The organism is Phyllobacterium sp. 22229, assembly GCF_052056495.1.
Lineage (GTDB): Bacteria > Pseudomonadota > Alphaproteobacteria > Rhizobiales > Rhizobiaceae > Phyllobacterium > Phyllobacterium myrsinacearum.
Map to the genome: position 1 here is coordinate 266,899 of NZ_JBQEPA010000006.1, position 12,000 is coordinate 278,898.

The 12,000-nt window shown below is 60.6% G+C and carries 13 protein-coding genes; 4 read left to right on the plus strand and 9 right to left on the minus strand.

The features are described from left to right. Nucleotides 1-5: 5 nt before the first annotated feature. The 5 genes from ACTJJ7_RS09965 to denD form a co-directional block, all read right to left on the minus strand. Nucleotides 6-932 (minus strand): carbohydrate ABC transporter permease, encoded by a 927-nt coding sequence (locus ACTJJ7_RS09965; RefSeq protein WP_440966823.1) that lies wholly within the window; start codon nucleotides 930-932, stop codon nucleotides 6-8. A 237-nt stretch (nucleotides 933-1,169) separates the two neighbouring features. Further along, complete coding sequence (locus tag ACTJJ7_RS09970; protein ID WP_440966825.1) at nucleotides 1,170-2,483, minus strand: ABC transporter substrate-binding protein; 1,314 nt, start codon at nucleotides 2,481-2,483, stop codon at nucleotides 1,170-1,172. 122 nt (nucleotides 2,484-2,605) lie between these two features. Further along, nucleotides 2,606-3,670 carry an ABC transporter ATP-binding protein gene (locus tag ACTJJ7_RS09975; protein WP_130271541.1) on the minus strand — a complete coding sequence of 355 codons (1,065 nt, stop codon included), beginning with the start codon at nucleotides 3,668-3,670 and terminating at the stop codon, nucleotides 2,606-2,608. 59 nt (nucleotides 3,671-3,729) lie between these two features. Beyond that, complete coding sequence (locus ACTJJ7_RS09980) at nucleotides 3,730-4,506, minus strand: SDR family oxidoreductase (protein WP_440966827.1); 777 nt, start codon at nucleotides 4,504-4,506, stop codon at nucleotides 3,730-3,732. After that, nucleotides 4,503-5,486, minus strand: a complete 984-nt coding sequence (denD, locus tag ACTJJ7_RS09985) for a D-erythronate dehydrogenase (RefSeq protein WP_440966829.1) — start codon at nucleotides 5,484-5,486, stop codon at nucleotides 4,503-4,505. The genes ACTJJ7_RS09980 and denD overlap by 4 nt, the downstream gene beginning before the upstream one ends. Nucleotides 5,487-5,795: 309 nt before the next feature. Here denD and ACTJJ7_RS09990 point away from each other — a divergent pair, with 309 nt between their 5' ends. Then, nucleotides 5,796-6,821: a LacI family DNA-binding transcriptional regulator gene (locus ACTJJ7_RS09990; protein ID WP_440966831.1), complete on the plus strand. Its 1,026-nt coding sequence runs from the start codon at nucleotides 5,796-5,798 to the stop codon at nucleotides 6,819-6,821. A 30-nt stretch (nucleotides 6,822-6,851) separates the two neighbouring features. On the opposite strand, the gene ACTJJ7_RS09995 is transcribed toward ACTJJ7_RS09990, so the two are convergent. Together ACTJJ7_RS09995 and ACTJJ7_RS10000 are read right to left on the minus strand one after the other, a co-directional pair. After that, nucleotides 6,852-7,742 carry a DMT family transporter gene (locus tag ACTJJ7_RS09995; RefSeq protein WP_440966833.1) on the minus strand — a complete coding sequence of 297 codons (891 nt, stop codon included), beginning with the start codon at nucleotides 7,740-7,742 and terminating at the stop codon, nucleotides 6,852-6,854. Nucleotides 7,743-7,822: 80 nt separating this feature from the next. Further along, entirely contained in the window at nucleotides 7,823-8,632 is an 810-nt protein-coding gene (locus ACTJJ7_RS10000; RefSeq protein WP_440966835.1) for an AraC family ligand binding domain-containing protein, read from the minus strand. Between the two features lie 125 nt (nucleotides 8,633-8,757). Between ACTJJ7_RS10000 and ACTJJ7_RS10005 the strand changes: the two genes are divergently transcribed. Then, nucleotides 8,758-9,831 (plus strand): NAD(P)/FAD-dependent oxidoreductase, encoded by a 1,074-nt coding sequence (locus tag ACTJJ7_RS10005; RefSeq protein ID WP_440966836.1) that lies wholly within the window; start codon nucleotides 8,758-8,760, stop codon nucleotides 9,829-9,831. A 54-nt stretch (nucleotides 9,832-9,885) separates the two neighbouring features. On the opposite strand, the gene ACTJJ7_RS10010 is transcribed toward ACTJJ7_RS10005, so the two are convergent. Then, nucleotides 9,886-10,284, minus strand: a complete 399-nt coding sequence (locus ACTJJ7_RS10010) for a GNAT family N-acetyltransferase (protein WP_105734588.1) — start codon at nucleotides 10,282-10,284, stop codon at nucleotides 9,886-9,888. A 99-nt stretch (nucleotides 10,285-10,383) separates the two neighbouring features. Further along, on the minus strand, nucleotides 10,384-10,815 hold the full coding sequence (locus ACTJJ7_RS10015) for a DoxX family protein (protein ID WP_440966839.1): 432 nt from the start codon (nucleotides 10,813-10,815) through the stop codon (nucleotides 10,384-10,386). Here ACTJJ7_RS10015 and ACTJJ7_RS10020 point away from each other — a divergent pair. Then, nucleotides 10,814-11,101, plus strand: coding sequence for a hypothetical protein (locus ACTJJ7_RS10020; RefSeq protein ID WP_440966841.1), 288 nt, complete (start codon nucleotides 10,814-10,816; stop codon nucleotides 11,099-11,101). The two genes, ACTJJ7_RS10015 and ACTJJ7_RS10020, sit on opposite strands and share 2 nt — an antisense overlap. Continuing rightward, entirely contained in the window at nucleotides 11,076-11,840 is a 765-nt protein-coding gene (locus ACTJJ7_RS10025) for a DeoR/GlpR family DNA-binding transcription regulator (protein WP_105733964.1), read from the plus strand. Before ACTJJ7_RS10020 ends, ACTJJ7_RS10025 begins: the two co-directional genes overlap by 26 nt. Nucleotides 11,841-12,000 lie beyond the last annotated feature (160 nt).

Below are 12,000 nucleotides of genomic sequence, written 5' to 3' on the forward strand. Positions count from 1 at the left end.
CCCCCTTAATCCTGTCCGCCCTGCTGCCATTTCCGGCGCTGCAGGCCGAAGAATGAGAACAGGATCGAGGCGAGGAGGAACGGGATCATGGCGACGGCAATGGCCGCGCCTTCACCGAGTTGCCCGCCCGGAATGCCCCGCTGGAATGAAAGCGTGGCCATGAGATGGGTGGCGTTGACCGGCCCGCCCTTGGTCAGCACGTAGATCAGCTGGAAATCGGTGAAGGTGAAGAGCACGGAAAAGGTCATGACCACGGCAATGATGGGGGTGAGCATGGGCAGGGTGATGAAGCGGAAGCGCTGCCAGCCGGTTGCACCGTCGAGCGAGGCGGCTTCATGCAAGGATTGCGGGATGGTCGGCAGGCCGGCGAGCAGCGAAATGGCCACGAAGGGAATGCCGCGCCAGACATTGGCGGCGATGACCGATGCGCGCGCATTGTTGGGATCGCCGAGGAAATTGATGGGCGTATCGATCAGGCCGAGCTTGATCAGCGACCAGGAAATGATCGAGAACTGTGCATCGTAAATCCACCAGAAGGCCAGCGCCGACAGCACCGTCGGAACAACCCACGGCAAGAGGATAATGGCACGGAAGAACGACTTGAACGGCAGGTTTTCATTGAGGATCAGCGCCAGCCACAGGCCGAGGGCGAATTTCAGGACCGAGGCGATGAATGTGTAGAGAACCGTATTGTAGACCGCCATCCAGAAAACGGAATCGCTGGCCAGCGCCTGATAGTTTTCCAGGCCGATGAAAGTCCCGTCGCGGCCGATCTTGGCATCGGTAAAGCCGAGCCATACCCCAAGGCCGAGCGGATAGGTCAGGAAGCACAGCAGAAACACCGCCGCCGGCAACAGAAACATGAAACCCAGAAACGTGTTGTTCCGAGTCAGTGCGCCGAGGGCTGAAGGTGGCTTTGTTGTTGCTGTCATAAGGAATACCCCCCTCTGGGCTGCCGCCCATCTCCCCCACAAGGGGGGAGATCAGCTTTCACAGCTGTTTCAATCAGCTCTGAGCCACGGCGATGTAAGCAAAAGTGCAGATGCCGATGTGATCTCCCCCCTTTGTGGGGAGATGTCCGGCAGGACAGAGGGGGGTGAAGAACATCACTCCCTTCATAGCATCCTGTATTCACGCTCTTTGTCATCCTGCCGGTCTCCACCCCTTGGCTAGACGTTGTAGTAACGGTTGGCGCGTTTTTCCGCCTGGGCGATGGCGTCTTCCGGCGTCATCTGACCTGTCACGGCGGTGGCATACATGTCGACCAGCACATAGTCGGCCATCACGCCGGCCGATGCCGTTCCGAGCGGTCCGGCATAGCCGTTCGGCCGCAGGCTGCCCGATGCCTTGGCATAGGCCGCGTGGATAGGGTTGGATGTCCACACGGGATTGGCGGCATATTCCTTCAGCGGCTGGCAGCAATAGGCGCTGGCGCCTTCGATCCACGCATTCATGTTGTCGGCCTGATACATGAACTGCAGATAGGCCTTGGCGGCTTCCGGATATTTCGTGTGCTTGAAGATGGAGACGGTGGATGCCTGGTGCAGCTCGACCGACTGGCCGACCGGACCAATGGGCAGATTGACCGAACGCATGTCTTCGGCAATGGCCGCCATCGCCGGGTCTTTCTTCGCGGCATAATAGACGGACACGCCATTGGCGGTCAGCGATATCTGCCCGGCCAGGAAGGCGCGGTTGTTGTTGACGTCCTGCCAGCTTTCCGTGCCTGGGATGAAGGTCTTGTAGAGTTCCTGCGCATATTTCACCGAGGCCAGCGTTTCCGGGCTGTTGATGACAACCTTGCCGCTTTCATCGACCATCTTGCCGCCATGGCTCCACAGCAGCCAGTGCGCGTAATTGTTGCCGTCGCCGACGGCCTTGCCGTGCGGGAAGCCCGCGGGCGTGCCCTTGGCGTGCATGGCCTTGCAGAGTTCGAGGAAACCCGCCGTGTCCTTGGGGAATTCGCTGAAGCCGGCGGCCTTCATGTGGCTGTCGCGGTAGACGATGGCGTTGCCGATGGCACAGAGCGGCAGGGCGATGAACTTGCCGTCGCGCTTGGCATAGCCTTCGAGGCCCGGATACCAGCCGCCATGGGCGCCGCCGAGATAGGTGCCAAGCTCGGTGACATCGACGAGCTTGTCCGGATATTGATGCGGGTCGTCGAACCAGCTCATCACCATATCCGGGCCCGAACCGACATTGGCGGCAACGGCAGCTTTCGGGCGCACATCTTCCCAGCTTTCCTTGTCGATGCGCACTTCAACGCCGGTGGCGTCGCTGAACTTCTTGGTATTGGCAAGCCATGCGGCTTCTTCCGCCGGCACGAACGGCACCCAGCGCAGCAGGCGCAGTTTTGCACCCGCTTCCGGCTTGTAGGCGGGGGCCGCCTGGGCAAAGGCCGGGGTAAGGCCCAGCCGGTTCAACCCGGCAGCGGCCACAAGTCCGGCAGAAGCGCCGAGAAGATGTCGTCTGTTGATGGTCATGAATGCTCCTCCTTGGGGTTTCACAAGCATGTCCGGAACGTCTCCCGCTTCCGGCCCATGCTTTCCGGGGGCTTATATGACCGGCACACGCTCCCCGACTGGCAGGTGCCGCTTGGTGGTTTTCAGACAAGGCGCTTGCCGCTCTCCGCATCGAAGAGATATGTCGCCTCGGCGTGGATCGACAGGCCGACCGTCTCGCCCGGACGGGCATTGATGCGCTGATGGAACACGCCGGTAATATCGTCACCGCCGATGCGCATGATCATCTGGGTTTCCGATCCGGTGGGTTCGATCACCACGACGTTTGCCGGAATGCCGCCCTCGGCAATCGTCATGTGCTCGGGCCTCAGTCCATAGATCAGGGCGCGTCCCCTGGCGCTTTCCGGCGCCTTGGCCACCGGCAGGACAACGCCCTTTTCCGTCACGAATTTCAGCGCATCGTTCGGATCAAGCCTGCCCTTGATCATGTTCATGGCGGGTGAACCGATGAAGCTGGCGACGAACAGATTGGCCGGCTGGTCATAGAGTTCGAGCGGCGCGCCGATCTGTTCGACGATGCCGTCATGCATGACGACGATCTTGTCGGCCATGGTCATGGCTTCGATCTGGTCATGCGTCACATAGACCGTGGTCGTCTTCAGCCGCTGGTGCAGCTCCTTGATTTCCGCGCGCATGGCGACGCGCAGTTTCGCATCGAGATTGGAAAGCGGCTCATCGAACAGGAACACTTGCGGATCGCGGACAATGGCGCGACCCATGGCGACGCGCTGGCGCTGGCCGCCGGACAATTGCCGGGGAAAGCGGTCGAGCAGGTGGGTGAGGCCCAGAATTTCCGCGGCCGGTTTGACGCGCTTGTCGATCTCGGCCTTGGCGGCACCTTTCAGCGTCAGCGAGAAGGCCATGTTGTCGGCAACGGTCATGTGCGGATAGAGCGCATAGTTCTGGAACACCATGGCGATGTCGCGCTCTTTTGGTGCCAGACCGTTGACCACCTGTCCGCCGATGCGGATCTCGCCGGCGGAAATATTCTCCAGCCCCGCCAGCATGCGCAGCAGCGTGGACTTGCCGCAGCCGGATGGTCCGACCAGAATGACGAACTCGCCATCGGCGATCTCGATATCAACCCCTTTGATAACCGGATGCGTCCCGAATGATTTTCTGACATTGGCGAATTCGACGGATGCCATGCCTGTTCCTCCCTGAATTATGTCAAACGGCGCTTCTCCCAAAACACCGCGCGAAAATACTATCCCCGGCCGACCAGCGGCATTTTCGTCGCCATGACCGTCAGCGACAACACATTGGCTTCAAGCGGCAGTCCGGCCATGTAGACAACCGCATCGCCGATATAATGTGCCGGTATGGTTGGCTCGCTTGCCGTCTCCCCGTTGGCCTGCAGCACGCCGCCCGCCATCTTCGACGTCATTTCGGTGGTGGCATTGCCGATATCGATCTGGCCGCAGGCAATGTCGAACGGCCGTCCGTCCAGCGCGGTCGACTTGGTCAGGCCCGTGATGGCGTGTTTCGTTGCTGTATAGGGCGCTGAATTCGGCCGCGGCGTCGTTGCGGAAATCGAGCCATTGTTGATGATCCGGCCGCCACGCGGTGTCTGCGCCTTCATCAGTTTCAGCGCCTGCTGCGTGCACAGGAATGCGCCGGTCAGATTGGCGCCGACAATGGCGTTCCACTGCTCGAACGTCACCTCTTCCATGGCGACATTCGGCACATTGATCCCGGCATTGTTGATCAGCAGGTCCAGCCGTCCATAGGCCGCCTTGACCGCTTCGAACAGTGCGGCGACCGATTGGGGATCGCTGACATCGGAGACAATGGGCTTGACCGTTCCCTTGGTTTCGGCCGCCAGCGCACTCGCTGCTTCATCGAGCACATCCTTGCGCCGGCCGGTGATGACGACGGTCCAGCCAACACCCAGCAATGCGGTGGAAATTGCCTTGCCGACGCCTGTGCCGCCGCCGGTCACCAGTGCGATCTTGCCTCTGCCTGAATCCTGATAATTGGTCATAGCGTTCCGCCCAGTTCGTCTTCGATATGCGCCTTGATGATGTCGTCAAAGACGGTCTCCGCCTTGAACCCGAGTGCGGCCGCGCGCCGCGTGTCGAAATCCGTCGCCCAGCCCGCCACGATTTTCTGGATGGTCGGGTCCGGTTCACGCCGGATCAGCTTGACCGCCTTTTCGCCTGCCACGCGTTTCAGGGCCGCAATCTCTTCGCCGACGAGAGCGGAAAGACCGGGCATGGACAGGTTCCGGCGCGGCCCGACCTTTTCCAGGTCGAGTGTTGCTGCATGTACGAAAAAGCCGACGGCCGAGCGCGGGCTGGCAAACCAGTGCCGGACAGCCTCGTCCACGGGCAGAATAGCTTCCTGCCCCGCCAGCGGCTCGCGCAGGATATTGGAGAAGAAACCCGAAGCGGCCTTGTTCGGCTTGCCGGGGCGAATGCAGATGGTCGGCAGGCGAATGCCAATGCCGTCGAAAAAGCCGCGGCGGCTATAATCGGACAAAAGCAACTCGGAGATCGCCTTCTGGGTGCCGTAGCTGGTGAGCGGTGTGGTGAAGAATTCGTCGCCGATCTTGTCGGGAAAGGGTGTGCCGAACACGGCGATGGACGAGGCGAAGACCACACGCGGACGATAAGGCGCTTTGGCGCTTTCCAGCCGGATCGCTTCAAACAGGAACCGTGTGCCGTCCAGATTGACCTTGTAGCCCTTTTCGAAGTCCGCTTCGGCTTCGCCGGAAACAATGGCTGCGAGATGAAAGATCAGGTCCGGGCGGCTGGCAATCAGTTTTTCAGCAACACCGAGATCGGAAAGGTCGGCCGCTTTCGTGGTGGAAATAGCGGCGAGGGTGCGGGGCGCCGCCGGCTCGATGACATCGACCAGCGTCAGCGTGTCGATGCCGCCGCCGAGGATACCCTCTTCAGCCGCGATCCTGTCCAGCAGTTTGCGGCCCACCATTCCGGCGGCGCCAATGACCAGTACGTGCATATGCAATCAACCTCTTTGTCATGCGGGCAGGTCGCCCGTTTTGTTCAAACGAGATGCGCGAGGGGAAAGATGCGGGGTTCGCAATGACACAGTGCCGAAAAGGCCATGCCAAGCCTCGTCGGGCCAAGGCAAATCACTGCAATACCTGCCGCTGAACTCAAGAACCGATCCTCCCAGAACGTCTTATTCTGCCAGCCCTGGCGGGCTTTATGACAGCGCTAACACAAAGTTATGCACACTCACTAGCATTCATCAAGTGATTTATGGTAGCGCTATCATTATTCTGCTCAATCCCATCGGGATCATGCCATGCCACGCAAACGCAACGCGCACCGGAATGCCGACACGCCGACTTTGGCTGACGTGGCGCGGCTTGCCGGTGTGAGCGATATCACCGCCTCTCGCGTGGTCCGCAACAAGGGGCCGATTGCCGATGCGACACGGGCGAAGGTCCTCGCCGCCATCGCCGAGCTTGGCTACATTCCCAATCGGGCGGCAGGCAGCCTTGCCTCCTCGGGTTCGACGCTGATGAGCGTGCTGTTGCCCTCCCTGTCCAACATTGTCTTTCCCGATGTATTGCGCGGTATCCATACCGCCCTGACCGAGACGGCGTTTCAGCCGGTCATCGGCGTCACCGACTATGATCCGGTGATTGAAGAGCGCATTCTTCTGTCTTTTCTTGCATGGCAGCCGGCGGCGGTGATTCTGGCTGGCTTGCACCACACTGCAACCGCACGGCGGCATTTGGAGCATGGGCGTTTTCGCGTCGCCGAACTCATGGATATTGACGGGGACCCGGTCGATATCGCGGTCGGCATGTCGCATTGGCAAGCCGGCTATGATACCGGCAAACATCTGGTGCAGCGCGGCTACCGCCGTTTCGGCTATGCCGGCCACACTATTGCCAGCGATGATCGCGCCCGCGCCCGTTATGATGGCCTGCGGGCAGCCTTGAAAGAGGCAGGCCTGTTGCTGATTGCCGAAGAACGCGTGCAAGGGGGCAGCTCCACCCTGGCTGGCCGCCACCTGCTTGAGGCGATTCTCCGGAAAGCGCCGGGGCTTGATGTGGTCGTCTTCCCCAATGACGACATGGCCATGGGCGGCATCTTCCATTGCATGCATGCGGGCATTACGCCGAAGGAGCAGCTCGGCATTTTCGGCTTCAATGGCCTCGATATCGGACAGGCTCTGCCGCTGCCGTTATCGACGATTCTTTCCAAGCGCTTCCTGATCGGCAAGACCGCCGCCGAAAAGCTTCTGGAAAGCCGCGAACGCCCGGCTGAAAAGACCATCATCAACACCGGCTATGAAATCATAGAAGGTGCAACCGCATGAGGGCGGTCCTGTCCGAACGGGCGGCAATGGTCAGGCGGATTTGACCGGTTTCAGGGATTGCAGCCCGAGGCCGCCGACGGCCAGAAGCACGCAGGCTATGCCGATGATCTGGTTCCGGCTGACGGATTCTCCAAGGAAGATGACGGCAAATATCACCGCCGAAACCGGTGCCAGGGCGGTAAAGAGCGAGGCTTCAGCCCCGCTCACCCGGCCTGAACCGGCGTACCACAGCAGGAAGCCGCCAACTGTCGGAACAATGGCGTAGTAAATGACGGCCCAGAACGATCCAATGCTCATGCTGCCCGTCCATGGCATCTCGAACAGGGCAGGCACAGTGGCCACCGCCAATCCAAGGCCTGTCATCAGCGTCGAAAGGGCAAGTGGCGGAATGGGCGTCCTCAGGCGCTTGTTGATGAGGATGAACAGACCTTCGCAGACAACAGCCGCAAAGATCAGCGCATTGCCCGGCAGGGAGTGTGTGCCGCTTTCGCCGGGGCGAAAAGCGATGCTGACGACGCCCGCTGTCGCCAGCAGGATGGCGACAAGGGTGAAGCGGTGCGGCCGTTCGCCGAGGATGAGAATGGCGATGGCTGCGGCAACCACCGGCAGCGTCCCGATGATGACACCGGCATCCGTCGCCGAGGTCAGTTTGAGGCCGGATATCAGCAGGGTCGTGTAACCGACGCTGCCGGCACCCGCCTGCAGGACGAGAAGGATCCAGGCAGAGCGGTCAAGCTGCGGCCACCTGGTTCGTGTCAGCCGCATCAGCAACAGAAATATCGGGAAGGCGACGGCAAAGCGCAGGGCTGTGGCCGTAAAGGGCGGCAAGCCCGCTGCAATCACCTTGCTGGCAATGATGGTGCTCCCGACGAGAACCATGGCGAGTGCGAGAAAAACATAACCTTGAAGCTGCTTGGACATGCGCAATCCTTTTCATCCTGGGAAGGCACACAACAGCGGATCGGGCGGGATTCGTCTTGAACGAAATTGCAGGAAGGGCTTCAGTTCATGGCGCCGGCATAGGCGCCGGGCGACAGGCCATATTTGCGGATGAAGGTGCGGGTCATGTGGCTCTGGTCGGCAAAGCCGCTGGCGATGGCGGCTTCCGCCAGGGACGATCCCCCGGCGATCATGCGGCGGGCGAGGTCGATGCGCCGCTGCACCAGATAGGCATGCGGTGTCATGCCAGTGGCGCGGGCGAAGGCACGAACAACCTGAAAGCGGCTCAAACCGCTTTCCCGTGACAGGTCCTCCAATGTCACCGCGCGTGCCGGCTGATCGTCGATCAGGTCGCGGGCGCGGCGAATGGCTTGGGGTATTGCCGGAAACCGCTGGGGATCGCCCGGTTCACCAAACACGCCGGCAAGCAGCATCAGCAGCGATTCCTCCTGACGGATGGCCGAGGCAATGCCGGTGGCCGTCATTGCGGTGAAAAGCCGCTCGAACTGGTTTGCCAGCCGCACCTCCTGAATGACCGGCCGCGGAAACTCGTCCCGTCCCTTGCCATGCTCCTGCAGATCAGCGGTCATTGCACCAATGAGGTTCGGGTCGAAATAGAGCATTTTCCATGAGCGTCCGGCATCGCCGATGGGCGCGCCGTCATGCACTTCACCGGGATTGACGGTGATCATGTCGCCAGGGCCGGCCTCCACCATTCCCCGGCCGCTGAGCGACTTTTGCGCCCCCTGATGAATGACGCCTATGCCATATTGTTCATGCGTGTGCCGGGAAAAGCTGTGCCGCGTTGCCGCCGCGACGGCTTCCACCCCCGCGGTTGTACAGCGCATTATCCTGAACTGGCCCTTCATCATGCGGGTCTTTCTATCACCGGATGTGCGCCATCACAAATTTGCGGCCTTTGCGGTGGCATTCGTCCGGAAATGATGCTGTCATTGCCCTGTGCAGAGAGTCCCGGCCTTTCCAAAAGGAATGAATCATGGCGAAACAGAAACATGTGATCGTGGTCGGAGCCGGCATTATCGGCGCGTCGATTGCCTGGCATCTGGCGCGGCAGGGTGCGGCTGTCACGGTGGTTGCCGAAAAAGGCGGCGGGGTCGCCACACCGGCCTCCTTCGCATGGATCAATGCCAGCTGGGGCAATCCCGAATTTTATTTCCGTTTCCGCCGTTATGCCATGGAGGGCTGGCAGCGCCTGCACAATGAGCTGCCCGGTATCGGGGTGAACTGGTGCGGCGGCATCAGCTGGGATTTATCGCCGGACGAGCTTGAAGCCTACGTCACGCAGCATGGGCAGTGGGGCTATGGAGTGAGGCGCATCGACCGGCAAGCCATAGCCGCGCGCGAGCCTTATCTGGCACAGGTGCCGGATGCCGCCGTGCACATTGCCGAAGAGGGCGCCGTTGAGCCCGTTGCCGCGGCGCAGCGCATGCTGGCCGGGGCGCAAACGCGCGGCGCGCGGCTGCTGGTTGGTGCAAACGTTACCCGGCTTGTCCAGGAAGGCGGGCGCATTGCCGGCGTCGCCACATCGTTCGGCGAGGTGAAAGCCGACCATGTGGTGCTCGCGGCAGGCGCGGGGGCCGCTACCCTCGCACAGACAGCGGGGGTGACCCTGCCCATGGAGACGCCGCCGGGTCTGATCGTTCATTCAAAACCGTTGGAAAAGCGGCTCAACGGCATCGTGATCACCCCTGATCTGCATATGCGCCAGACTGCGGAAGGCCGGATCATCGCGGGCGCCGATTTCGGCGGCAGTGATCCGGGCGACGATCAGCAGGCAACGGCGGATGCGCTGTTTGACCGCCTGAAAGCAAGCCTCAACGATGTGGCTGCTCTGGCTCTGGATTTCTTTACAATCGGCTACCGGCCGACCCCCGCCGACGGTTTCCCGATTGTCGGGCCGGTCGGACATCTCGATGGCCTTTCCCTCGCCGTGATGCATTCCGGTGTGACGCTTGCGCCTGCCGTTGGTCTGCTGTTGAGCCGGGAAATTGTATCGGAGAGACCGGAAGAGCGATTGTCGCCATTCCGGCTTGCGCGGTTTGACCAGTGAGTGCGCGCAGCCAGGGCATCTATCCCCTATCCGGAAAAATCCCGATACGCCAGATCAAGGCTGCAGCTTGATCAGTCCGGCTCCCGTCATCGTGAAGCCGCAGGCCCGGTAGAATCCGGTGAGGCGGGCTTCGAAGTCCACATGCAGCCAGAAGGCGCCGCGATCGCGCGCCAGATTTTCCGCCTCTTTGACCAGCCGCGTGGCGATACCCTGCCGCCGGAATTTGGGGTGCACGCAGGTATCCAGGAGAAAGGCGTGTATACCGCCATCCCATGCCACGTTGACGAACCCGATCAGCCGCTGCCCGTCATAGGCCCCCACATGGGCAAGGCTGCGTGCCAGAATGACGGAAAAGTCCTTGCGGACAAAATCATCCCAGGCCCATTCCCACAGAGCATTCATCTCGTCATTGGACGGGAAAGGATCGATACGGAATGTGATGGCCAAGTCCATGTCCTCCCGGGTTTCCTGCCGCGCCAAACCTTGCAGATTGCGCGGAAATTTCAATGCCGGTTTTCGTGCCCTTGGCGGCGGCCGGATCGATGCCTTGGCTCACACCTGGCCATCCGCCGCCCGGAACGGTATGCAGGCACGCAGGCGCGGATCACGCAGGTATAGCCCGCCCCAGGCCATAAGCCCGAGATAGACGCCGAACAGCAGATGGCTGAACAGGGGATTGCCGATCCGAAGCTGGGTTGCAATGGCGCCGCCGAGATAGCCGGTCAGCAGAATAGCACCCAGAATCGACGTCTGTGGCACGGCGTAAAGCACCGTGCAGACGAAGAGCAGAATCCCCAGCCCGCGCGCCATACCGACGCTGTCCGGATAGCCCAGCTCGATCATCGACTTGAGCACGATATCGAGCGGCACCAGTTTGATGCTGAAGTCAAACACCAGGAACAGGATGACAAGACCGCTGAGAATCCACCCCGCCCGGTGTGCCTTGGCCGAAATTGTTGTCGGTCCGGTTTTTTCCATCATCATGTCCTCCTATGATCTGGCACGGCGTGCCGAAGATTATCGCAAGGACGAACGGGAAAGAACACTCCCGACATCGCGGCCGGAATATTTGCGGGAGGATATGACGCGAGCCCTGGGCATCTTCAACCTGCGACGATGGCTGCCGCGTGATCTGGCCCATTGGAAATCACAATTGCCTGCCAACTTCGCTTATTTGCCAATTGACATGCATTCATTTTCATTTTCGTATAGTATTCAGAAAAACGAAAGCGAAAGTCTATCCTATGTTCCTTCCGCCGCGGCACGTTGAAATCCTCGAAATGGCCAAGCTCCACGGCCGCGTGCTCGTGGATGATCTCGCCGCGCATTTCAGTGTGACGCCACAGACCATCCGCAAGGATTTGAACGATCTGTGCGATCAGCGGCTGCTGAACCGGATCCATGGCGGCGCGCTGTATCCTTCGGGCATCCAGAACTTGGAATATGAGGCCCGGCGTTTGATCGCGGCGAGTGAAAAGGAGGCGATCGGTCAGGCTGCTGCCGGCCTCATTCCCGACAATGCCTCGCTTTTTGTCAATATCGGCACCACCACCGAGGCGGTCGGTCAGGCGTTGCTTGGCCGTAAAGGCCTGATGGTCATCACCAATAATATCAATGTCGCCAACCATTTGCGGGTTTATCCCGACATTGAGGTGGTCATTGCCGGCGGCGTGGTGCGCGGTTCGGATGGCGGCATTGTCGGTGAAGCCGCCGTGGACTTCATCCGCCAGTTCAAGGTGGATTTTGCCGTCATCGGCACGTCGGCAATCGACCATGACGGCGCGTTGCTCGACTTCGACTTCCGCGAGGTCAAGGTGGCGCAGGCCATCATGGCCAATGCACGGCACGTGATACTGGTTTCCGATTCCACCAAGTTCGAGCGGACGGCTCCGGTGCGCATTGGTCACCTGTCGCAGGTCAACACCTTCATCACCGACCGCTGCGACAGCGAGATCATCCGTGCGATTTGCGTGGACGCGGATGTGCGGTTGATCGAAACATCCCGTTGAATCGCCGCTTGCCGGTGGGATTGATGCGCGTTATATTTCCTTTTGGTTTCGTATTTGTTTCGCGGTGGTGCTGTATTGGCACGGGCGATGGTTGCGGACAGGGAGATGAGCGGTGGCACAGGACGGGATCTACGACATTTTCGTGATTGGCGGCGGCATC

Bases quoted from the DNA above. Each gene is read 5' to 3' on its own strand.
- ACTJJ7_RS09970 (WP_440966825.1), bottom strand. From the start codon at position 2,483: ATGACCATCAACAGACGACATCTTCTCGGCGCTTCTGCCGGACTTGTG.
- ACTJJ7_RS09965 (WP_440966823.1), bottom strand. From the start codon at position 932: ATGACAGCAACAACAAAGCCACCTTCAGCCCTCGGCGCACTGACTCGG.
- denD (WP_440966829.1), bottom strand. From the start codon at position 5,486: ATGCACGTACTGGTCATTGGCGCCGCCGGAATGGTGGGCCGCAAACTG.
- ACTJJ7_RS10025 (WP_105733964.1), top strand. From the start codon at position 11,076: ATGTTCCTTCCGCCGCGGCACGTTGAAATCCTCGAAATGGCCAAGCTC.
- ACTJJ7_RS10005 (WP_440966836.1), top strand. From the start codon at position 8,758: ATGGCGAAACAGAAACATGTGATCGTGGTCGGAGCCGGCATTATCGGC.
- ACTJJ7_RS09975 (WP_130271541.1), bottom strand. From the start codon at position 3,670: ATGGCATCCGTCGAATTCGCCAATGTCAGAAAATCATTCGGGACGCAT.
- ACTJJ7_RS09995 (WP_440966833.1), bottom strand. From the start codon at position 7,742: ATGTCCAAGCAGCTTCAAGGTTATGTTTTTCTCGCACTCGCCATGGTT.
- ACTJJ7_RS10015 (WP_440966839.1), bottom strand. From the start codon at position 10,815: ATGATGATGGAAAAAACCGGACCGACAACAATTTCGGCCAAGGCACAC.
- ACTJJ7_RS10020 (WP_440966841.1), top strand. From the start codon at position 10,814: ATGTCCTCCTATGATCTGGCACGGCGTGCCGAAGATTATCGCAAGGAC.
- ACTJJ7_RS10000 (WP_440966835.1), bottom strand. From the start codon at position 8,632: ATGATGAAGGGCCAGTTCAGGATAATGCGCTGTACAACCGCGGGGGTG.
- ACTJJ7_RS10010 (WP_105734588.1), bottom strand. From the start codon at position 10,284: ATGGACTTGGCCATCACATTCCGTATCGATCCTTTCCCGTCCAATGAC.
- ACTJJ7_RS09990 (WP_440966831.1), top strand. From the start codon at position 5,796: ATGCCACGCAAACGCAACGCGCACCGGAATGCCGACACGCCGACTTTG.
- ACTJJ7_RS09980 (WP_440966827.1), bottom strand. From the start codon at position 4,506: ATGACCAATTATCAGGATTCAGGCAGAGGCAAGATCGCACTGGTGACC.